The organism is Micromonospora lutea (assembly GCF_016863535.1).
GTDB lineage: Bacteria > Actinomycetota > Actinomycetes > Mycobacteriales > Micromonosporaceae > Micromonospora > Micromonospora lutea.
On the sequence record NZ_BOPB01000004.1, the window covers coordinates 60,837 to 80,665 of the forward strand.

Genomic DNA, 19,829 nt, shown 5'->3' on the forward strand with positions numbered 1-19,829 from the left:
CTCAGGCGCTCTCGCGCAGCACCAGTGCCGACGGGAAGACCGTCGTCGCCGGTGCCTGGCGTTGTTCCAGCACCATGGTCGCCGCCGCGGTGATGATCTGCCGTACCGGGTGGCTGGCCGTGGTCAGCGCCACCGTGGCGGCCAGCGGAATGTCGTCGAATCCGGTCACCGCGACGTCCTCGGGCACCCGGACACCGTCGGCCCGCAGTCGGCCGATCACCCCCAGCGCGGTCGCGTCGCTGATCCCGACGATCGCGTCGGTGTCCGGCCAGCGCCGAAGCACCTCCCGAGCGGCGGCGTGCCCCCGGGCCGCGCTGAAGTCACCGACCACCTCCCGGGCCGGCAGGCCGGCGTCGTGCAGCAACCTCCGGTACGCCCGCACCGAGCGGTCGGCGCAGGCCAGCCAGCGGGGACCGGTCACCATGGCGATCCGTCGACGTCCGGCGGCGTACAGGTGACGCACGATCGCCGCGGTGCCGCCGCCGTTGTCGATGTCCACCGACGGCACGGTGGCCGAACCGATCCCGATCGACACGGCCCGGCCGCGCAGCCGCCTCGGCACCAGGTCCAGCAGAGCCGTGGTCGTGTTGAGCAGAACCAGCCCGGCCACGCCCTGGTCGTCGGTCAACTGGACCAACCGCTCCGGCGCGTCCAGCGGCACCCACTGCACCGCGACGCCCAGACCGTGCGGTGCACAGGCCCGGGCCACCGCGGCGACCGCCTGGTCGACGTAGGGGTCGTCGAGGACATCCGGGCCGGTGCCGGTCACCGCCACCAGCAGCCGTACGCCCGAACCGTGCACCAGGGCTCGGGCCGCCGGATTCGGCACGTAGCCGAGCAGGTCCACGGCGATGCGTACCCGCTCGCGGGCGGTCGGTGACGCGAAGCCGGTGCCGGCGATGACCCGCGACGCGGTCGAGCGGGACACCCCGGCGGTCCGGGCCACGTCGTCCAGGGTCGCCGGCCGACGCGCTGCCGTCGTCATGATCTTTCTCCCCGTTCCTGTCGCCCGGCTCGGTGCCCGGGCGCCCATCAGCATCATGCCCCGCGCGCCGGCCCGTGGCGCGGACCGGAGCTGGATTGTGGTGGTAACGCTCCCAGGTGTGTGATCGTCGTAGTGCCCGAGGAGAGGACCGGAACGTACGTGGACCCCGCCGTCACCACCCCTGTCACACCGTCGGCCGACGCCGGCCCGTCCCGGGCCGTGCTGGCCGCTCGCAACGGTGTGGCGATCGTGTTCGCGCTCAACGGCCTGGCCGTCGCCACCTGGTTCGCCCGGGTACCGGCGATCCGCGACGGGCTCGGCCTCACCCCGGGGCGTCTCGGTCTGCTCCTGCTCGCCATGTCGATCGGCGCGATCGTGGCCATGCCCACCGCCGGCCTGGTCACCCAACGGCTGGGCGCGGCCCGAGCGGTGGCGCTGGCCACCCTGCTCGTCGCGCTCGGGCTGACCATCGCCGGGATCTCGGCCAGCGTCGCCGCCTGGCTACCCGGTGTGGCGGTGGGTCTGTTCGCGCTCGGCTACGGCTCCGGCAGCTGCGACGTAGCGATGAACATCGAGGGCGCGGTGGTCGAACGGCGGCTCGGGTGGACCGTGATGCCGCGCTTCCACGCCGCCTGGAGCCTCGGCTCGGTGGCCGGCGCCGGACTCGGCGCGGGCGCCGCCCGGCTGGGCGTCCCGGTCGCCGTGCACCTCGCGGTGCTGGCGGCGCTGGTGCTCGGCGGCACCCTGCTCGGGGCACGCGCCTTCCTGCCGGCCGAGCCCGAGGCCGACGGCACTCCGGCCGGTCGTCGCAGCCGGCTGCTGGCCGCCTGGCGGGAGCCGCGCACCCTGCTCATCGGCCTGCTGGTGTTGGCGGCGGCATTCGCCGAGGGCAGCGCCAACGACTGGCTGGCGGTCGCCTTCATCGACGGGTACGGCTTCAGCGAGGCGGCCGGCGCGGCGGTCTTCGGCGTCTTCGTGGTGGGCATGACGCTGGGCCGCACCGCCGGCACAGTGGCGCTGGACCGCTGGGGACGCGGTCCGGTGCTGACCACGACCATCCTGCTCGCCGTCGTCGGCGCCGGCCTGGCGGTGCTCGCCGGCTCCGGTCCGGTCGCGGTGGTGGGCGTCGCGCTGTGGGGGATCGGCGCCTCGCTCGGCTTCCCGGTGGGGATGAGCGCCGCCGCGGACGAGGAGGAGCACGCGCACGTACGGGTCAGCGTGGTCGCGGTGATCGGCTACACGGCGTTTCTCGCCGGACCGCCGCTGCTCGGACTGCTCGGTGACCACGTGGGAACGCTGAAGGCGCTGCTGGTCGTACCGCTGCTCCTGCTGCCGACCCTGCTGCTGGTCCCCGCGGCCCGCCCGCCCGCAGCCGGCGGCACGGGGGCGCCGGCGCGGGCGGGCTCAGCGGAGCCAGACGCGTAGCGGGCCGATGCTCCGGAAGCCGTGACGTCGTGCTGGCGCGAGGTCGGCATCCTGTTCGTAGCCGACGAGGTGCCGGCCCGCGCCGGCCGCGCACACTCCGGCGGCGTCGATCCGTCGCAGCAGGTCCGCACCGAGGCCGGGCCGCAGGGTCACCGCATCCGGGTGGAACGGCGGCGAGCGGCGCGGTACCGACCAGGCATCGGCGTCCCGTACGCCGGGCTGGCCGTGCGTGCCGCAGACCAGGTCACACCAGGCGACGTTTTCCCGTACCGCCGAGTGGATCATCGCGGCAGCATACCGTGCCGGGAGATTCTCACCCGGCTACCAGGGATCTGCCAGGTGACGGTGCTGCACTGGGAGTCACGCCGAGGAGAGGAGCCGGGCATGGGCTGGTTCAGCCGGCGGTCACGAGCCGCGCAGGGCACCCCGACGAAACTCGACCGCGAGGGCACCCCCGAGGACCTCGCCGCGCTGGAGCGCTTCGCCACCAGCCGGCAGGGGGTGGAGTTCTACCTGGAGCCGGAGACGACGGCCACCGACACCACGGTGATGGCCATCGCCCACGACGGCGAGTGGATCCGCCGCCGCACCGGCACGCCGCGCGCCGCCGGCGCCCTGGCCCGCAAACACGCAATCCCGCTGTACGAGGCCACGAAGGTGGGATACCCGGATCGCATGCGGGCCTGGAACCGGGCCCATCCGGAGCGCCGGGCCCGCTGAGCCGACCCGGAGCCCGCTCAGCCGGCGATCGCTCTCCGGGCGTCGTCGAGCGTCATCGGTGCGCTATGGCTGGAGACGTACCAGCCGATCGTGTCGTCCAGCAGTCGGCCGACCAGCGCGAGGTCCGGTTCGTCCGCCGGTGTGCGCAGGTGGGCGGGTGGGGGATACCAGCTGTCGCCGAGCAGCATGACCTCCGAATCGGGTACCACCACCACGGTCGAGTCCGGGGCGTGCCGGCCGCCGACGTGGCGTAGCAGCACGCCGGTGGGCAGCTCCACCTCGTCGGTGAAGACGCGGGTGGGCGGCAGGATCCGCAGTTCCTCCCAGGAGTCGACGGCGAGCGCGCGGGCCCGGAAGCTCGGCCCGAGCCGACGGTTCCGCAGCACCTCCTCGCGAAGGTATCGGACACTCCACGGTCGGTCCGCCTCGGCGCGCAGCAGGTCCGCGCCGCTGGCATGCCCGACGATCTCCACGTCCGGCCAGGCGCAGGCGCCCCAGACGTGGTCCCAGTGATGGTGGGTGTAGACCAGCCAACGAGGTGCTGGTAGACCGGCGGCGAGCAAGGCGGCCTGGATCTCGCGGGCGTGCGACGGGCTCTGCCCCGCGTCCACCAGCACGCTGCCCCGCTCGTCGGCGATCAGCGCGACCCCAGCCCGCACCAGCTCCGGATCAGCCTCCCCCGGACACACCCACACCCGCCCCGCCAGATGCCCAAACCCAACCACCCCCGCACCCTAACCCCGCCCGCCCGCCCCGCTCCCGGCGATCATGCAGTTGTGGCACCGGACAGGCCGGGCGTATCCGGAGGAATCAGGAGCCACAACTGCATGATCGCGAGGGTCTGGGGTCAGGGGAGGGCGGCGATGGCGGCGTCGGTGGCGCCGCGCCAGAGGGTGCCGACCTCGGTGAATCCGGCGGCCCTGAGGGCGGTGAGGTGCCAGGAGACGGGGGGTGTCCACTCCGGGCTGTGTCCCGTCGGGTAGATGGCGTGCCGTTGGCGTACCAGCGGGGCGAGTGTCGGGTCCTGCTCGGCCTGCTGCCACCACTGCGACCAGGACAGGACGGCACCGGCGGCGTGCCGGGCCGCCTGGTGCTCCTCGGCGCGGGCCAGCAACCGCTTGGTCAACTCGGGCAGGGCGTCGTCGGGCATGTGGTCGGCGTTGACGAAGAGTCCGCCGGGCCGGAGCAGGGGGTGGATCTCCGTGTAGAGGGTGGCCAGCCGGTCCGGGGGCAGCCAGTGCAGCGCGGTGGCGGTGAGCACAGCGTCGTAGCGTTGGTGCGGCAGGGCCGTGACCCAGTCCGGCTGATGGAGGTCGGCGGAGACGATGGTGGCCCGGTCGCCGAGGGAGGCGTTGGCGAGGGCGAGCAGCACCGGGTCGAGATCGACCAGGGTGACCTCGGCGTCGGGGAAGCGGTGCAGGGCGCGCAGTGAGATGGTGCCGGTGCCGCCGGCCAGGTCGAGCAGCCGGGGCGGGGTGGCCTCGCGCACGGCGTCGACCGCGTCGAGCATGGTGGCGACCCGGTGCTCCCGGTCCGGCAGGTACGCCTCCTGCTGGCGGTCCCAGCTTTCCTGCCAGGCGGCGGCATTGCTGATGTAAGGACTCATGAGGTACACGCTAGTTACGTAGCGGATCTCCTGTCCAGGCTTGTTGCCACTCCTTTGCAACTACGACAGAATGGCGAAGCGATGATCGGATCGGGTTGGACCGGAGAGCCGGTCCGACCCGATCGCGCCTCCGGACGGGTACGCGCCCGGGGCGGACCTGCGCGACCGCTCGCCGAACGGCGGTGCCATGATGTCCGTGGCGAGGGCGAGGCGCGCCCGGCCGGAACGGAACTGGAAGCAAGGTGGACCCCCAGCGCACCGCCGCGCACGAGATGTTCGACGCCGATGTCGCCTCCAATCACCTCGGCATCGAGTTGGTCAGCGCTGCCGCCGGCAGCGCGGTGGCTCGGATGCGGATCACCGACGGCATGGTCAACGGTCACCGCATCGCGCACGGCGGGTTCGTGTTCCTGCTGGCCGACACCGCGTTCGCGCTGGCCTGCAACAGCCACGGTCCGGCCACCGTCGCCGCCGGAGCCGACATCACCTTCGTCCGCCCGGCCCGGCAGGGGGACATGCTGGTTGCGCGGGCCAGCGAGCGCACCAGGTACGGCCGCAGCGGCATCTACGACGTCACCGTGAGCCGAGCCGACGGGGAGGTGGTCGCGGAGTTCCGAGGACAGAGCCGGATGCTACGCCCGACGCCCGCCCCCGACGGCGGCGAGCCGGAAGCGGGGGAGCGGGACCGGCCAGCAGCCAGCCAGGGACGCTGACCCAGCGGGCCGGCGGTGCACCTGGCCACCACCGGGTCGCCCGCCACGGTGCCGGCGGCCCCTGCCCCCGGCGTCGACGCGCACCGCCGATCCGGTCACCCGGGAAAGACCCCGTGCGCGCCGAACTGTGCTCGGGACGGTGGTCAGGCAGGATGTCCCGATGGGACACGTCGTGCTCTTCCACTCCGTGTACGGGCTCCGGCCGGCGGTGCTGGAAGCCGCCGATCGGCTGCGCGCCGCCGGCCATCAGGTGCACTCGCCCGACCTGTACGGTGTGCCCGCCGTCGACTCGGTGGCCGAGGGTTTCGCCCTGCTGGAGCGGGTCGGCCAGCAGACCGTCCTCGACCGGGCTCGCGCGGCACTCGACGGGCTGCCACCGGACACCGTGCTCGCCGGGTTCTCGATGGGTGCCGGGGTGGCTGGCGCGATGCTGGCCGAACGGCCCGACACCGCCGGTCTGCTGCTGTTGCACGGCACCGGCGGATCTCCGGCGGCCGTCCGTCCCGGCCTGCGGGTCAACCTGCACCTGGCCGACCCGGACGCCTACGACCCGCCCGACGAGGTCGACCAGTGGCAGCGGGAGATGACCGCGGCCGGAGCGGATCTCGTGGTGTACCGCTATCCCTTGGCGGGACACCTCTTCACCGACCCGGCCACCGCCGACCACGACCCGGTCGCCGCCGAGCTGGCCTGGGACCGGGTTCTGGCCTTCCTGGACCACCGTTGACCCGACGCTCGACCGGGACACGCCGGCGCAGCCCCGCCGGGCCGGAACCAGCCGACCCGGGGAGGTCTCCGGCGGCGCGGTGACGCGGTCGACCCGCCGAATGAGGACGGCGCGTACCGCTCGGGGCAGCCGCGCGCAGGCGACCTGCCGCACCACCGGATCGGCGACGTCGTAACCACCCACCGGCAGCGGGACCAGCAGGCCGTTCCCGGTCAGGGCGGCCAGCTCCGCCGCCGCCCGCGACCGCGGCCAGTCAAGGACGTCAGCCAACTCCGCCACGGTACGGCCCGGCGCGAGCGCGGCGGCCATCAGCACCGCACGCGCACCGCCGTCGAGCCGGTCCAGCCGCGCCTCGACGACCCGCCGGACACACTCCGGTACGGGCAACTGCCCGGGGTCGCCCCCGGTGAGCGTGCGTACGTAGGCGACCGCCCGTCCCGGGTTGCCACCGGTCACCGGGATCAGCCGGGCCGCCAACCCGATCGGTTGACCGGCCCGTCGCAGCAGTCGGCGCAGGAGCCGACCGGTGGTGATGGTGTCGAGCGGTGACAGGCGTAGCCGGGCCGCCCGTGGACCGGGAGCATCCAGTTCCTGCGTGCCGGTCGCGACGAGCGCCAGGGGCAGCCCACGCTCCTCGGCCAGTTCGACGAGGGCGGCCAGGTGGCGGCGCAGCGCCGGTGCGGCACGGTCGAGATCGTCGACGGCGACCACCACCGGCTGCCGGCGCGCCAGGTCCAGCAGCACCTCGCGCCAGTAGGTCACGGCACGGGTCGGGGCTTCGGTCGTCGCCTTGCCGCACGGCTGTGGCGCGTCCAGCCGACGACCGGCGGGGCCGGAGACGACACCGGCCTCCGGGCCGGGCTCCGCCTCGCTCACGTCGGGGCGTCCCGGGAGCCGCTGGGCCGGGTCGGCGGCCACCCCGAGCAGGTCGCCCACCGTGTCCAGGGCGGGTGCCAGCAGGTCGGTCTGCACCAGACCCGTCAACGCGGCGGCGAGCCGGCGGCGTACCGTCTCGGGGTCGTCGCTGGCGCGGGCTCGGGCCAGTCCACGGACCAGGTCCCCGACGGGCCCCAGCGGCTCCTCCGGGTAGGGCGGACAGGCCACCGGGCACCAACGCACCGGGGCCCCGTCCACCGTGCGGGTGGTCCGGACCAGTTCCCGCAGCAGACGGCTGCGCCCACTGCCGGACGGACCGAGAAGCAGCACCTGCCGCTCACCGCGCCCCCGTAGCGCGTCGGCGAGATGCTCCCGGGCGACAGCCAGCTCCCGGCGCCGACCGAGCAGCGGGCCGTCGTGTCGCTGCGGTCGGGGCCGCTCGATGCCGGTGGCATGCCACACGTCGACCGGCAGCGCCTTGCCGGCCAAGGCCACCGCCGGGACAGGACGCTGCGCGATCAGCCCGACGACGGCGCGGTGCGTGGCCGGGCAGAGTGCCACCCCGCCCTGCGGGGCGTGCCCCTGGAGACGGGCGGCCAGGGTGATGACCGCACCGCTGGCGACGCCGTGCCCGCCGTCGTGGCTGACCGCGAGGTCGACCACCGCTTCACCGGTGGCGACGCCGACCCGCACCCGCAGTCGCGGTGCTGGCGCCGGCGGACGGCGGTCCAACGCCCGCTGGATCTCCAACCCGGCGCGCACCGCCCGGTACGCGTCCCACCCGTCCGCGCGGCGTGCGCCGAAGAGGGCCATCACGGCGTCGCCGACGTACTTCTCCACCGCGCCGTTCCATCGTCGCAACACCTTGGCGACGGTGCCGAAGTAGGACCGTTGCAGGGCGCGGACGTCCTCCGGGTCGAGTCGGTCGACCAACCGGGTCGACCCGACGATGTCGACGAAGAGAACCGTGACGATCCGCCGCTCCTCCGATACGGGCCAACGTGCCCGCTCGACAGCTATCGGACCAGCGACAACAGAACTGGGCATGGAGATCTGACCTGCCTCTCCCCCCGTGCGTGCCGACGATGTCCGGAGCCTGTCACCGCTGGTCTGACGGCGGATCGGCAGAACGACGTATGTCGGCCGGACGCAACCTTTGGTCGCAATGTCGACGCGATGAGGAGGACAGAGGCGAGGCACCTGTAGAACGGGGACGGACCCTGTGACTAGGCTGCGAGCCATGGCCAGCGACGTGGACACCGCACCGCTCGTGGGTCGGGACGACCTGGTGGCGACGGTACGCTCGGCGCTGCTCGACGACGTGACGCCGGGGCACACGGCGGCGGTGTTCCTGACCGGTGAGAGTGGCGTGGGCAAGACCCGGCTGCTGCGCGAGGTCGGAGACCGGTTGAGCCACGCAGGTGCCCTGGTGCTCACCGGCTCCTGTCTGGACATTGGCGACGCCTCACCGCTGCACCCGCTGCGACAGGCGTTACGCCGCCTCGACGCCGACCTGGCCCCGCCGGCTGCGGCGTCCGTCCGCGCGCTGCTCGGCGTGTTCGCCGAGGACCGGGCCGGCCCGGACGGGGCAGGTGCGTTGCTGGAACGGGTGTCCCGCGGGTTGAACGTGATCGCCGGTGGCCGCCCGCTGGTGCTGGTGCTGGACGACCTGCAGTGGGTCGACCGGACGACCCGCCAACTCCTGCTCTATCTGCTCGCCGGCCTCGGTGACCTGCAACTGTCGGTGTTGGCCGCGGTGCGGTCGGAGTCGTTGCAGGGGGCGCATCCGTTGCGTCGGGTGCTCACCGAGCTGCGCCGGCTGCGGTCGGTGCGGGTGCTCGATCTGGCCCCGCTGGATCGGGCCGGCACCGAGGAACTGGCCGCCGCCGTGATGCGTCGACCGCCGGCACCCGAGGCGGCGGAGCAGTTGTGGCAGCGCAGCGGTGGCAACCCCTTCGTGGTCGAGGAACTCTGCCGCGAACTGCGCGACGGTCGCGACGGGCTTTCCGACACCCTCCGCGAGGTCTTCCTGGCCCGGGTGGACGCGTTGCCCCGACCCGCTCACCGGGCCGTGCACGCGGTCGCCGCCGGCGTCGAACCGGTCGAGCACTGGCTGCTCGCCCAGGTGGTCGGGCTGCCGGAGCACGAGCTGCTCGACGCGGTCCGGGCAGCGGTGTCCCATCGACTGCTGGTCGGCTCCGACGACGGCTACCGGCTGCGTCACCGGCTCGTCGCCGAGGTGTTGGAGGACGAGCTGCTTCCCGCCGAGCGGGCGGTGCTGCACCGCCGCTACGCCGAGGCGTTGACCTCGGCACCGGCCGAGTTGCACCAGGCCCGGTTGGCCCATCACTGGCGGTTGGCCGGTGAGCCGGAGCGGGCGCTGCCGGCGGCGGTGGCCGCCGCCGAGGAGGCGGAGCGGTTGTACGGCTACGCCGAGGCGCATCGGCACTGGTCGGTGGCGGTGCAGTCGGCCGAGGGGCTGCCCGGTGTCGACCGGGCGATGCTGCTCGGACGTGCGGCCGAAGCGGCCCACCACTGTGGTGAGTACGCCCGCGCGTTGGCGCTGCTGGAGGAGCTGGCCGGCGCCGACACCGACCTGCCCGCCTGCGAGCTGCACATCCGGCGGGCCCGCTACCTGGCCGCCGCCGGTCGTTCCGCGCTGGCCGAGGCGGAGTACGAGCAGGCGCTCGCCGTCGCCGACTGCACGCCCGGGCAGCGGGCCACCGCCGCCGCCCGGCTGGCGGAGCTGCTGCTGCAACTCGGCCGGTACGCCGAGGCGGGCGAGCGGGCCCGGGAGGCGCTGGCCCTGGCCGAGCAGGTGGACGGGGCGACGACCGAGGTGGTGCTGGCCAGCGCCGCGCTGGGCTTCTCCGAGGCGTACCGCCAGGATCCGGACGCGGGTCTGGCGGTGCTGCGGCGGGCGCTGGCGACCGCCGAGCGGGCCGGTGGCCCCGAGGACGTCGCGTTGGCCTATCTGCACCTGGCCGAGTTGCTGACCGGGCCGCTGAACATCCTCGAGGAGGGGGTGGTGGTGGCCCGCCGGGGTGCCGAGCGGGTCGCCGAGCTGGGGTTGGGTCGTTCCTACGAGACCCGGTTGCTGGCGATCGCCACCAATGGACTGTTCCGGGTAGGACAGTGGGCCGAGGCGGAGAAGGTGGTCGCCTCGGCGCTGCGGCACCGTCCTTCCGGCGCGGACGCCGTCGAGTTGCTGCTGGCCCGCTGCCGGCTGTCGGTCGGCTACGGCGACGTCGAGGCGGCCGACCGGGACCTGGACGCGGTGGCGACCATCCTGGCCGGTGGTGGCGCGCGGCACGTCATTCCACTGCTCACCCTGCGGGCCGGGCTGGCCATGTGGCAGGGGCGGCACGACGTGGCCCGGCATGCCGTGCAGCGGGGTCTGACCGAGACCCGCTCCGACGACCTGGTCATCCTCGCGGTACTGGTCTGGCACGGACTGCGCGCCGAGGCGGAGGCGCACGCCAGCCGGACCGTCGCCGTCGACGACAACGCCGTGCGTCGGCTGCGCCAGATCGCCGACCGGGTGGCGACGAGAAGCGAGCGGGCGGCCCGGCCGGTGCGCTCCGTGATCGACGGATATCTGGCGTTGTGCGCCGCCGAGGTGAGCCGGCTCGACGGCGGGGATCCGGAGCTGTGGGCCCGGGCGGCGGCGGAGTGGGACCACCGTAATCACCCGTATCCGGCGGCGTACTCGCGACTGCGTCAGGCCGAGACGTTGCTGGCCAGCCGCCGCAAGGTTGCCACCGCCGGTCAGCTGCTGCGCCAGGCGTACCAGACGGCGCAGTCGCTGGGGGCGGTGCCGCTCACCGATGAGATCCGTACGCTCGCCGGGCGGGCCCGGGTCGCGTTGGAGGAACGCGGCGCGATCGGGGCGGCCACGCCGGACGGGTCGGGCGGTGAGGAGCTCGCCACACTGACCGCCCGGGAGCGTGAGGTGCTGGCCGCGGTGGCCGAAGGGCTGACCAACAAGGAGATCGGCCAGCGGCTGTTCATCAGCGAGCGGACCATCGGCGTCCACGTGTCGCACATCTTCGACAAACTCCACGTACGTACGCGGGTCCAGGCGAGCGCCATCTTCCTGCGTAGTCGCGCGTAGGGGTCGGATACGTCGTTCTACTGATGTCCGCTCAGCGGACTCCTGACAGGCTGAGGCCGGCGTCGCAACGGGCACGACGACGCCGGTGAGCAGCTTGGAGGGGACATGGGCGAACGCCGCGAGCGAATCATCAGGTTCAGCGCTGCGACGCGTCATGGCGGCACGCGGCGGAGCGGGGTGTCGGCATGAGCGCGTGTGGTGAGCCGGCCTGGGGGCCGGTGCATCGGGACATCGTGGACCTGCTGGCAGATCACCCTACTGACGTGCCCGCGGTCGTCGACCACCTGACGAAGCTTCAGGACATGCTGGTCCGGCTGCCTCCGCTGCTGGACAGTTGCCCGTTGGCCGACTTCAACAAGCTGTACCTCACGATCACCACCAGCGTGCTGGACGGTCTCTACGCCGACCGGTTCGTGGACCCGGTCTTCCTGTCCCGGCTGGACGTCGAGTTCGCGGCCCGTTACTTCGACGCGTTGCGGATGTGGAGCGACGCCAGCCCGGGTACGCCCCGGGCCTGGGCGTGCCTGTTCGAGCGGATGCGTGGGCCGGACGCCCGACCGCTGCCCTCGGCGGCGGCCGGCGTCAACGCGCACATCAACTTCGACCTTCCGTTCGCGTTGGTCACCACCTTCGACCACCTGGAGTCCGAGCCGGTCAACGGTAGCGACCAGCACCGTGACTACCTGGAGATCAACAAGATCTTCGCCGACAAGATCCCCGGCCTGCGCCGGGGCTACCTGGAGCAGTGGCAGCTGCTCATCGACATGGTCAACGGCGAGATCGACGACTGGTACCAGGGCGAACTGATTCAGTACACGCGCGATGTCGCCTGGCGCAACGCGCAGCGGATCTGGCGATGCCGGCACGACCCGCACCAGCATGAGCGCGAGCGCCGGCGGCTCGATGACACGGCCGCCGCGCTCGGTCGGTTGCTGCTGTCGCCCCTCGGGGCGTTCCTGCAGTAGCCGGGACGGGGGGTCCCCGCGCTCGGCCATGCAGCGGGGCGCGGGGACACCGACCGACCGGGCGGCAGTCCGCAGTGGCCACGGGGGAGCACGGGGGAGCACGGGGGAACAGGGGGACCACGGGGGAACAGGGGGAAACAGGGGCCGGCCGGCCCGGGGGGTGTCGGCCGGCCCCTGCGGGGTACGCCGCGACCATGACCGCTGTGTCCCGGCGCCGTCCTGCCGCCCGGCCGCGACCGCGCCCCGCCACCCCACCCCGCCCCGCGCGCCCGGGAGACCGCGCCGGTCGGGGAGCCCGAAGGTGACCGCCCGGGTCTTCGAGTTCCGCTTCGAGCCGCGGTTCCGCCGGCCACTGACGTTGATCGGCGTCCGGCCCGGCACCGCCTGGGTGCGGGTCGACTCCGAACATCTGCTGGTCCGGTTCGGGCCATGGCGGTTACGTACCGCGCGGGAGAACGTCGCGGGTACCCAGACCGGTGGTCCGTACCGCTGGTGGCGGGTGATCGGCCCACACCTGTCCGGCGCCGACACCGGCGTCACCTTCGGCACCACCACGGCCGCCGGACTCTGCGTCCGATTCGTGCGACCGGTGCCCGCCCTGCTTCCCGGCGGGTGGCCGCGCCATCCCGGGATGACGGTCACCGTGGCCGACCCCGCCGAGCTGGCCCTGGCACTGGCCGCACCGGCCGGCGGCTGACGGGAGCGGACCGTCGGGACGCCGGTGGCCCGACGATCCACCACCTGGGGTCTTCGACAATGATGAGGCGGGGGCATGGGGGACGGGACGAGAGCGCGACGAGGCCGGGACCGCCGCCGCCCGGCGACCGGAGCGCCGGAGCCGGCGCTGCGGGCCGCGCGGGATCCCACCCGCAAGGGCGAACGGGCCGGACGGGCGGTCACCGTGCCGGAGCGGGTGGCCGTCCCGACCGGCCCGGTGGTGCCAGAGAGTCGGCTGCGCCGGTGGTTGCTCGTCCACCGGGTGCAGCCGGTCGGACCGGAGACCGCCGAGGGACAGGCCCGGTCGCACGCCTGGTGGCGGGTGATGTGCCTGACCGGCGTCGACTATTTCTCCACCCTGTCCTACCTGCCCGGTATCGCCGCCCTGGCCGCCGGTGCGCTGTCGCCGGTGGCGACCTTGTTGATCGTGGCGCTGACCCTGTTCGGGATGTTGCCGATGTACCGCCGGGTGGCCCGGGACAGTCCGCACGGCCAGGGCTCGGTGGCGATGCTGGAGCGCCTGCTGCCGTTCTGGCGCGGCAAGTTGTTCGTGCTGGTGCTGCTCGGTTTCGTCGCCACGTCGTGGATCATCACGATCACCCTCTCCTCGGCCGATGCCACCGTGCACGTGCTGCAGAACCCGTATCTGCCGGAGTCGTTCGGCGGCACCGGAGTCGCGGTGGGGGTGACCGTCGTCCTGCTGCTGGTCCTCGGCGCGGTGTTCCTGCTCGGCTTCCGGGAGGCCGTGGCGGTGGCCGTCCCACTGGTGGTCGCCTTCCTCGGACTGAACGCGGTGATCGTCGGGGTGTCGCTCGTCGAACTGGCCGGTGACCCCCAACCGCTGGCGGTCTGGACGACGGCCCTGACCGCCGGCGGTGGTCCGGGCGACATGGCGCTGACCGTGGTGCTGGCGTTTCCGCTGCTGGTGCTGGGTTTGTCCGGATTCGAGACCGGGGTGAGCATGATGCCGCTGGTGGCGGGGGAGGGGCACGACGCGCCGGCCCGACTGGCCGCCCGGATTCGTAACACCCGGCGGCTGCTCACCACCGCTGCGTTGATCATGTCGGTGTACCTGCTCTCGACCACCTTCGTCACCGCGGTGCTGATCCCACCCGAGGCGTTCGCCCCGGGTGGCGCCGCCAACGGGCGAGCATTGGCGTACCTCGCGCACGAGCAGCTGGGCGAGGTGTTCGGCACCGCCTACGACGTGAGCAGCGTGCTGATCCTGTGGTTCGCCGGCGCGTCGGCGATGGCCGGACTGATCAACATCGTGCCGCGCTACCTGCCCTCGTACGGCATGGCGCCGGAGTGGGCGCGTGCGGTGCGCCCGGTGGTGATCGTCTACACGCTGGTCTGCATCGTGCTGACCGTCGTGTTCCGCGCTGACGTCGACGCGCAGGTGGGGGCGTACGCCACCGGGATCCTGGCGATGATGGTCTCGGCGGCGGTCGCGGTGGCCATCGCCGCCGCCGGCCGCCGGCAACGCGGTGTCGCCGTCGGCTTCACGGTGCTCACCCTGGTGCTGTCGTACGCGCTGATCGAGCAGGTGATCGCGAAACCGGACGGGATCGCGATCTCCGGTCTGTTCATTCTCGGCATCATCGCCGTGTCGCTGGTGTCCCGGGTGACCCGGACCACCGAACTGCGGGCGGAGCGGGTCGAGTTCGACCAGACGGCGCGGCGGTTCATCGCCGATTCGGTGGCCCACGATGGCCGACTGCACGTGATCGCCAACAAGCGGCACAGCGGGGCGGTCAAGGAGTACACCATCAAGGAGCGTGCGCAGCGAGGTCTGAATCCGGTCCCCGGGGCGACCGATGTGCTCTTCCTGGAGATCGACGTGCTGGATCCTTCGGGGTTCCGCCACGTGTTGCGGGTGTGCGGTGTCGAGGTGGGCGGCTACCGGGTGCTGCGCGCCAGCAGCCCGGCGGCGCCCAACGCCATCGCGGCGATCCTGCTGGCGCTGCGGGACGCCACCGGCGTACGTCCGCACGCTCACTTCGAGTGGTCGGAGGGGAGCCCCATCGCCCACCTGTTGCGCTATCTCATCCTCGGTCGCGGGGACACCCCGCCGGTGGTGCGGGAGATCCTGCGCAAGTCCGAACCCGACCCGGCCCGGCGTCCCGGCGTCCACGTCGGCGGCTGAGCGACGGCGACCGCGATCCTCCGACGTCACCTCCGGATAGATGTGAAGCCGAATGGCTTACTCGTTCACTTATGCCCTGGTTCGCGCCAACTGTCACCGTACGGTGGCCTCTGGTGGTTGAGGCGAGGTCAGCCACCCCGCGCCCGATTCGGTGCGGCCGTGTACCGCATGCACGAGAGGCAGGAACGCTGATGTCCACGTACGAAGGGGGCCGCGGGTCAGCACGACCCGGTCGGCGGTCCCGGTGGCTGCTGGCCGGTGGCCTGGTGGCGGGCAGCCTGGTGGCCGGGGTGGCGGGCCTGTCCGCCGTCACCGCCTCGGCCGCCGACCGTGACCCGGCGGCACCGAACCCGGGCCGACAAGCCGCGATGTTGCAGCATGATGTGCCCGGTGTCGACGAGACACCGCAGCGCAGGGCGAAGGACCGGCAGCGGCCCGAGTGGCGGCACGACCCGGGCGTGACCCCGAACCGGCCCGGGGAGGCGACCGACCGATCAAGCGGTCACGGGCGCGCGCCGGACGGCACGGTGGTGCCGGTGCCCTGCGACTCAGCCCGGCTGATCGCGGCGTTGGTGCGGGCGAACGCCGAGGGCGGTGCCACGCTGCGACTGGCGGAGAAATGCACCTACACCCTGACCCACGCGTTCCAGCAGGCCGACGAGTACGACGGCGGTATCCGCGACGCGCGGGAGGCGGCCGACACGGCCGAGAACCCCGGCGACGCCGAGGCACCGCCGCGCAACCCCGCCGACGACCAGGCCGGCCTGCCCGTGATCTACCACGGGATCACCATCGAGGGCGCCGGCGCGACCATCGCCCGCGGGGTGAACACGCCTGACTTCCGCTTCTTCACCGTCCGCGACGGCGGTGAGCTGACCCTGCGGGACGTCACCCTGCGCAACGGCCGCTCGGCGGCGGAGGGCGGCAGCATCCACATCGTGCACGGAGCCACGGCGGTCGTCGAGAGGGTGACCGTCGTCGGCGGCACCTCGCTGTCGGCGGAGGGCGGTGGCGGTGGCATCTTCAACGACGGAAATCTCCAGATCAGCGACAGCAAACTGATCGGCAACCGGGCCGCAGGCACCCAGGGCAAGGGCGGGGGCCTGCTCAACGGCGGTGTCATGACCATGCATCGCACCGAGTTCCGACACAACAGCGCGGTCAGCTACGGCGGCGGCCTGGCCAACTTCCGGGCCGCGGGTGACGTCTACTCCTCCACCTTCGTGCAGAACAACGCCGGGCAGGGCGGTGGTCTGGCCAGCTTCTCCGCCCGTACCAAGGTCTTCGACACGCTGGTGGCGCGGAACAGCGCCGAGGTCGGCGGTGGTCTGGCCAACTCCGACGCGGTGCTGGTGCTGCGGCAGTTGACGGTCCGTGACAACATCGCCACCCACAAGGGTGGCGGCATCTCCACGGTCCAGGGCTTGCTGCCGTTGGACGACAGCGTGATCAGCGGGAACACCACCCGTGGCAACGGCGGTGGCATTTACTCCGAGAAGTCGAACCTGCTGGTCCGGAGCAGCGACGTCGAGGGCAACGCGGCGGTCGGCAAGCGGTCGCAGGGAGCGGGGCTGTTCGTGACGGCGGGCTCGACCTCTCTGTACCGCAGCCACGTGATCGGCAACCGATCCACTGTCAAGGCCGGCGGCATCCAGGCCGAGCGGGCTCAGGTCAAGATCGATGACGAGAGTGTCGTCATCGAGAACGATCCGACCAACTGTGCGGGCAGCAAGGTGCCGGTGGCGCACTGCTTCCGCTGAACGGCCACACCGTGCCACAGGGCACGTCCGGCTGCCGTCCACCCCGGTCCGACCGACCGGAGGAGGCGGGCCGGGCGTGCCCCGGGCGCGTACGGGACGCGGATCGGTAACCGTCTCCCAGGGATGACAAGGCCCGTGTCCGTCGTCGGCACGGGCCTTGTTTCGGCGTCACCGGGCTCACTCAGACGGCTGGGGCAGTTCGCAATCGACCTTCGGGTTGGCGCCGACGTAGTTCAACGGCCCGGCGGCGATGGTCACCAGGATCGTGCCGACCTCGGCGCAGTTGGCTTCCTCGTCGCTGTAATAGCCGCGCTGGCCGGCAGCGATGGCACCGATGACGAGCCAGATCACCACGAGGACTCCGAATATCGACGTGCCACGCATGGCTTCCTCCACGATTCGAGGGTGGGTTGCAAGGTGTGGGCCTTGTACCCAGACGCGTCGAACGGCTAACGGAGGACGGCGTCGCCTACGGCGGCGTGGCTACCTCGGGCGGCCGGCCAAGGCTGCGGTGAAGGTCGGCCCGCGCCACACCAGCGAGCACCAGCAGGGCGGCGAGCGACGCATTGCTGCTGCGGCCTGGCACCAGGTGATCTCGTGGGCCGGATGGCATACACCGGGGCCGCCGGCGCGGGGACGCGGAAGGTGGTCCCGTGACCGGCGGCCCGGAGGGTTGTCAGGCCTCGTTGTCGACCTGTGCGGCCAGCACCTTCGCCTGCTGGGGCCAGGTGACCAGGCTGGCGGTGGCGCGCAGCCCGGCGTTCTTGATGGTCGCCCGCAGCGTGGTCTCGTCCAGTTCGGCCAGCTGCCGGTAGGTCCGGATGCCCGCGCCGTGCAGCGCCGCCGCCATCTTCGGCCCGACTCCCTGGATCCGTCGGAAGTCGTCGGCGTCGACGGTGGTGGGCTCGGCCACTGCGCTCGGCTCGGTGGCAACCGGCTCGGCCACCGCAGTCGGCTCGGTGGCAACCGGCTCGGCCACCGCAGTCGGCTCGGTGGCAACCGGCTCGGCCGCCGCGCTCGGCTCCACTGGCGCGCTGGTGGCGGGATCGGTCACGGCGGATTCGGTGGTGGGCGTCGGGCGTACCGGCGGGGTGGCGACCGCCGGGCGCGGTTCCGTGGTCGCGTCCGCCGTCGATCCGTCGAGGACCCTCGCCGGTTCGACATCGGCCGCGGGGGGTTCGGTGGGCCGGGTGGCCTCGACCGGCTCGTTGGCCACCGGGGCCACGGTGGTGGCAGCGGCGGGCTCAGTGGTGGCAACCGGTTCGGTGGTGGCAGCCGGTTCGGTGGCGGCGGAGGCAGGCTCGGTCGTGACTGTTGCCTGCTCGGTCCCGGTGGCGGTCGGGGCCGATCCGCTCGCCTCGGTGGTCGCGTCGCTCGCCGTACCGGCCGTCGGCGCGGGCGGGTCCGTCCGCCGACCGCGGAGCAGTACCCAGCCCACCGCCAGCCCTGCCAGCAGCGCCACGAGCAGTATCAGCCAGTTCCCGAAGGACTCGCCCACGGTAATCCTCCCTGAGGTTCACATCCGGATCGTCGCGAGAAAAACTCGCCGCAGCTTCGCACACGTGCGGCCGGGGCGACAGGCAGGCCAGGTAACAGTCCGTACCGGACGCGCGGAGGCTACGGCAGGTGTCCGGTACGGGACGGACCGTGTGGTCACCCGACGCGGGTGTGGACACGCGGCGGCCCCGGCACCATCTCTGCTGCCGGGGCCGCGGTGAGGATCAGTCCTGCTCACCTCGGTAGGTGTAGAAGTCGTCGACGAACTTGCGCCGCAACCGGGGTACCCGGCTGGTGACCCGGAAGTATCCTCTGGCACCGAGGAGCGCGAGCCGCCCGAACACCGGCCGGTACATGCGGTCGTCACCGTTGGTGCCACTGCGCCCCAACGAGTCGGCGACCCGGGCGAAGCCGTAGGGCACCATCGCCGCCTCGTAGTCGGCCACCGCCTGCACCAGGGTCTTCTCACCCGCGGTGGCGAGGATCAGTTGCCGCCGCAACAGGTTCGCGTCACGCAACGCCGTGTTGGCGCCCACCCCCCGGCCCGGTGTCATGGTGTGGATCGCGTCGCCCAGCAGGGTGACCGTACTGCTCTTCCAGGGCGGCACCGGTTCCGAGGTGGACACCCGGATCGGCAGTGCACTGTCCGGGTCCGCCAGGCTGAGCAGTTCACGGAGGTGAGGATGCCAGTTGGCGGTCAAGTCCAGGGCCACCTGGATCAACTCCGCGCCTCGGCGCCGCATCACGTCCGACGGAAACTGGCGGGCGGTGCTCCACACCACCAGGTTGATGTTGTCCCGGGTCGGGTCGTGGCCCAGGCCCGGCCAGTCGGCGAGCAGTTTCGCGTCCACCGAGCTGATCTCCGGCTTGAGGCGGCCATCGCGGTCCCACTTGAACTCCATCACGTGCAGAACCCCCATCACCCCGCCGGTGCCGAAGATCAGCGAGATGCCCCGCTGCACGCTCTCGGGCAGCAGGGACCGGGTGTGTGCGGTGAGCGGGACCCGGGTGGCGATGTTGATCGTGCCGGCGTCCCGGATGACGGCGTGCGGCAGATACTGGCGACGGACCGCCGAGTGTGTGCCGTCCGCCGCCACGAGCAGGTCACCGGTGGCGGTTGCACCGTCGGCGAAGTGGGCGGTGACGGTGCCGTCGTCGTGCTGCTCGTACCGGGTGAAGGTGCGGTCGAAGTGCACCACGTCCTCCAGGCCGGTCAGCAGCACCTGGCGCAGTGTCATCCGGGCCACGGACCGTTCCGTGTCGACCGGGTGGGTGTCCGGCCGTAGCGGGAAGGACGCCGTGTGGCGCATCTTCTCGCTGAGCACGTTGAAGTAACGGGGCGAGCGGGCGCAGGTGGCCAGGTAGATCTCGAACAGCTCCGGCGGCAGGCAGTCACGCAGGGCTCGACTGCCGGTGGGGCCGATGCCCACCCGGTAGCCGAGCAGTCCCTCGCCCCTGCTCCGGTGTCGCTCGTAGACGTCGACGCTGATGCCGGCCCGGCGTAACCCGTGCGCCAGGCAGAGGCCGCCGGTGCCCGCGCCGATGACCAGGACGTGCGGTGCTCGGGGTGCCACGTGC

The 19,829-nt window shown here is 72.6% G+C and carries 15 protein-coding genes and 2 pseudogenes; 9 read left to right on the forward strand and 8 right to left on the reverse strand.

The annotated features are described in order from the left end of the window. Nucleotide 1: 1 nt before the first annotated feature. Nucleotides 2-985, reverse strand: coding sequence for a LacI family DNA-binding transcriptional regulator (locus Vlu01_RS05100; RefSeq protein WP_203994678.1), 984 nt, complete (start codon nucleotides 983-985; stop codon nucleotides 2-4). 159 nt (nucleotides 986-1,144) lie between these two features. Here Vlu01_RS05100 and Vlu01_RS05105 point away from each other — a divergent pair, with 159 nt between their 5' ends. Beyond that, the gene (locus Vlu01_RS05105; RefSeq protein WP_203994804.1) at nucleotides 1,145-2,410 is read left to right on the forward strand and encodes an MFS transporter; all 1,266 of its coding nucleotides are present in this window, start codon (nucleotides 1,145-1,147) and stop codon (nucleotides 2,408-2,410) included. Here the strand turns inward: Vlu01_RS05105 and Vlu01_RS05110 are convergent. Beyond that, nucleotides 2,390-2,695, reverse strand: a complete 306-nt coding sequence (locus Vlu01_RS05110) for a hypothetical protein (RefSeq protein ID WP_203994679.1) — start codon at nucleotides 2,693-2,695, stop codon at nucleotides 2,390-2,392. The two genes, Vlu01_RS05105 and Vlu01_RS05110, sit on opposite strands and share 21 nt — an antisense overlap. Before the next feature lie 99 nt (nucleotides 2,696-2,794). Here Vlu01_RS05110 and Vlu01_RS05115 point away from each other — a divergent pair, with 99 nt between their 5' ends. Further along, nucleotides 2,795-3,130: a hypothetical protein gene (locus Vlu01_RS05115; RefSeq protein ID WP_203994805.1), complete on the forward strand. Its 336-nt coding sequence runs from the start codon at nucleotides 2,795-2,797 to the stop codon at nucleotides 3,128-3,130. Nucleotides 3,131-3,147: 17 nt separating this feature from the next. Here Vlu01_RS05115 and Vlu01_RS05120 read toward each other — a convergent pair whose 3' ends face one another. Both Vlu01_RS05120 and Vlu01_RS05125 read right to left on the reverse strand, forming a co-directional pair. Further along, the gene (locus Vlu01_RS05120) at nucleotides 3,148-3,855 is read right to left on the reverse strand and encodes an MBL fold metallo-hydrolase (RefSeq protein WP_203994685.1); all 708 of its coding nucleotides are present in this window, start codon (nucleotides 3,853-3,855) and stop codon (nucleotides 3,148-3,150) included. A gap of 122 nt (nucleotides 3,856-3,977) precedes the next feature. Next, complete coding sequence (locus tag Vlu01_RS05125) at nucleotides 3,978-4,736, reverse strand: class I SAM-dependent methyltransferase (protein WP_203994688.1); 759 nt, start codon at nucleotides 4,734-4,736, stop codon at nucleotides 3,978-3,980. Nucleotides 4,737-5,008: 272 nt separating this feature from the next. On the opposite strand from Vlu01_RS05125, the pseudogene paaI reads away from it, so the two are divergent. Beyond that, a pseudogene (paaI, locus tag Vlu01_RS05130) lies at nucleotides 5,009-5,371 on the forward strand (hydroxyphenylacetyl-CoA thioesterase PaaI); the annotation flags it as partial. A 238-nt stretch (nucleotides 5,372-5,609) separates the two neighbouring features. Continuing rightward, nucleotides 5,610-6,176, forward strand: a complete 567-nt coding sequence (locus Vlu01_RS05135; protein ID WP_203994809.1) for a dienelactone hydrolase family protein — start codon at nucleotides 5,610-5,612, stop codon at nucleotides 6,174-6,176. A gap of 618 nt (nucleotides 6,177-6,794) precedes the next feature. Here Vlu01_RS05135 and Vlu01_RS05140 read toward each other — a convergent pair. Then, nucleotides 6,795-8,294: pseudogene (locus tag Vlu01_RS05140) on the reverse strand (AAA family ATPase); the annotation flags it as partial. On the opposite strand from Vlu01_RS05140, the gene Vlu01_RS05145 reads away from it, so the two are divergent. The 5 genes from Vlu01_RS05145 to Vlu01_RS05165 all read left to right on the forward strand — a co-directional run bounded on the left by Vlu01_RS05145 (nucleotide 8,293) and on the right by Vlu01_RS05165 (nucleotide 16,754). Next, nucleotides 8,293-11,166, forward strand: coding sequence for a helix-turn-helix transcriptional regulator (locus Vlu01_RS05145; RefSeq protein ID WP_203994691.1), 2,874 nt, complete (start codon nucleotides 8,293-8,295; stop codon nucleotides 11,164-11,166). The pseudogene Vlu01_RS05140 and the gene Vlu01_RS05145 overlap by 2 nt on opposite strands. A 185-nt stretch (nucleotides 11,167-11,351) precedes the next feature. Continuing rightward, a complete protein-coding gene (locus tag Vlu01_RS05150; protein WP_203994694.1) occupies nucleotides 11,352-12,131 on the forward strand; it encodes a DUF5995 family protein in 780 nt (259 codons plus the stop codon). Nucleotides 12,132-12,432: 301 nt separating this feature from the next. Then, nucleotides 12,433-12,828, forward strand: a complete 396-nt coding sequence (locus Vlu01_RS05155; protein WP_203994696.1) for a hypothetical protein — start codon at nucleotides 12,433-12,435, stop codon at nucleotides 12,826-12,828. 75 nt (nucleotides 12,829-12,903) lie between these two features. Then, entirely contained in the window at nucleotides 12,904-14,994 is a 2,091-nt protein-coding gene (locus Vlu01_RS05160; RefSeq protein ID WP_203994699.1) for an APC family permease, read from the forward strand. 191 nt (nucleotides 14,995-15,185) lie between these two features. Further along, nucleotides 15,186-16,754, forward strand: coding sequence for a hypothetical protein (locus Vlu01_RS05165; protein ID WP_373307280.1), 1,569 nt, complete (start codon nucleotides 15,186-15,188; stop codon nucleotides 16,752-16,754). A gap of 177 nt (nucleotides 16,755-16,931) precedes the next feature. Here Vlu01_RS05165 and Vlu01_RS05170 read toward each other — a convergent pair whose 3' ends face one another. The 3 genes from Vlu01_RS05170 to Vlu01_RS05180 form a co-directional block, all read right to left on the reverse strand. Then, nucleotides 16,932-17,150, reverse strand: a complete 219-nt coding sequence (locus Vlu01_RS05170) for a hypothetical protein (protein WP_373307281.1) — start codon at nucleotides 17,148-17,150, stop codon at nucleotides 16,932-16,934. 280 nt (nucleotides 17,151-17,430) lie between these two features. Then, a complete protein-coding gene (locus Vlu01_RS05175; RefSeq protein WP_203994702.1) occupies nucleotides 17,431-18,252 on the reverse strand; it encodes a helix-hairpin-helix domain-containing protein in 822 nt (273 codons plus the stop codon). A 223-nt stretch (nucleotides 18,253-18,475) separates the two neighbouring features. Then, on the reverse strand, nucleotides 18,476-19,825 hold the full coding sequence (locus Vlu01_RS05180; protein ID WP_203994705.1) for an FAD-dependent oxidoreductase: 1,350 nt from the start codon (nucleotides 19,823-19,825) through the stop codon (nucleotides 18,476-18,478). Between the last annotated feature and the right edge of the window lie 4 nt (nucleotides 19,826-19,829).

Coding starts and splice junctions, on each gene's coding strand:
- Vlu01_RS05125 (WP_203994688.1), bottom strand. CDS start 4,736: ATGAGTCCTTACATCAGCAATGCCGCCGCCTGGCAGGAAAGCTGGGAC.
- Vlu01_RS05145 (WP_203994691.1), top strand. CDS start 8,293: ATGGCCAGCGACGTGGACACCGCACCGCTCGTGGGTCGGGACGACCTG.
- Vlu01_RS05160 (WP_203994699.1), top strand. CDS start 12,904: ATGGGGGACGGGACGAGAGCGCGACGAGGCCGGGACCGCCGCCGCCCG.
- Vlu01_RS05165 (WP_373307280.1), top strand. CDS start 15,186: ATGTCCACGTACGAAGGGGGCCGCGGGTCAGCACGACCCGGTCGGCGG.
- Vlu01_RS05110 (WP_203994679.1), bottom strand. CDS start 2,695: ATGATCCACTCGGCGGTACGGGAAAACGTCGCCTGGTGTGACCTGGTC.
- Vlu01_RS05115 (WP_203994805.1), top strand. CDS start 2,795: ATGGGCTGGTTCAGCCGGCGGTCACGAGCCGCGCAGGGCACCCCGACG.
- Vlu01_RS05135 (WP_203994809.1), top strand. CDS start 5,610: ATGGGACACGTCGTGCTCTTCCACTCCGTGTACGGGCTCCGGCCGGCG.
- Vlu01_RS05100 (WP_203994678.1), bottom strand. CDS start 985: ATGACGACGGCAGCGCGTCGGCCGGCGACCCTGGACGACGTGGCCCGG.
- Vlu01_RS05150 (WP_203994694.1), top strand. CDS start 11,352: ATGAGCGCGTGTGGTGAGCCGGCCTGGGGGCCGGTGCATCGGGACATC.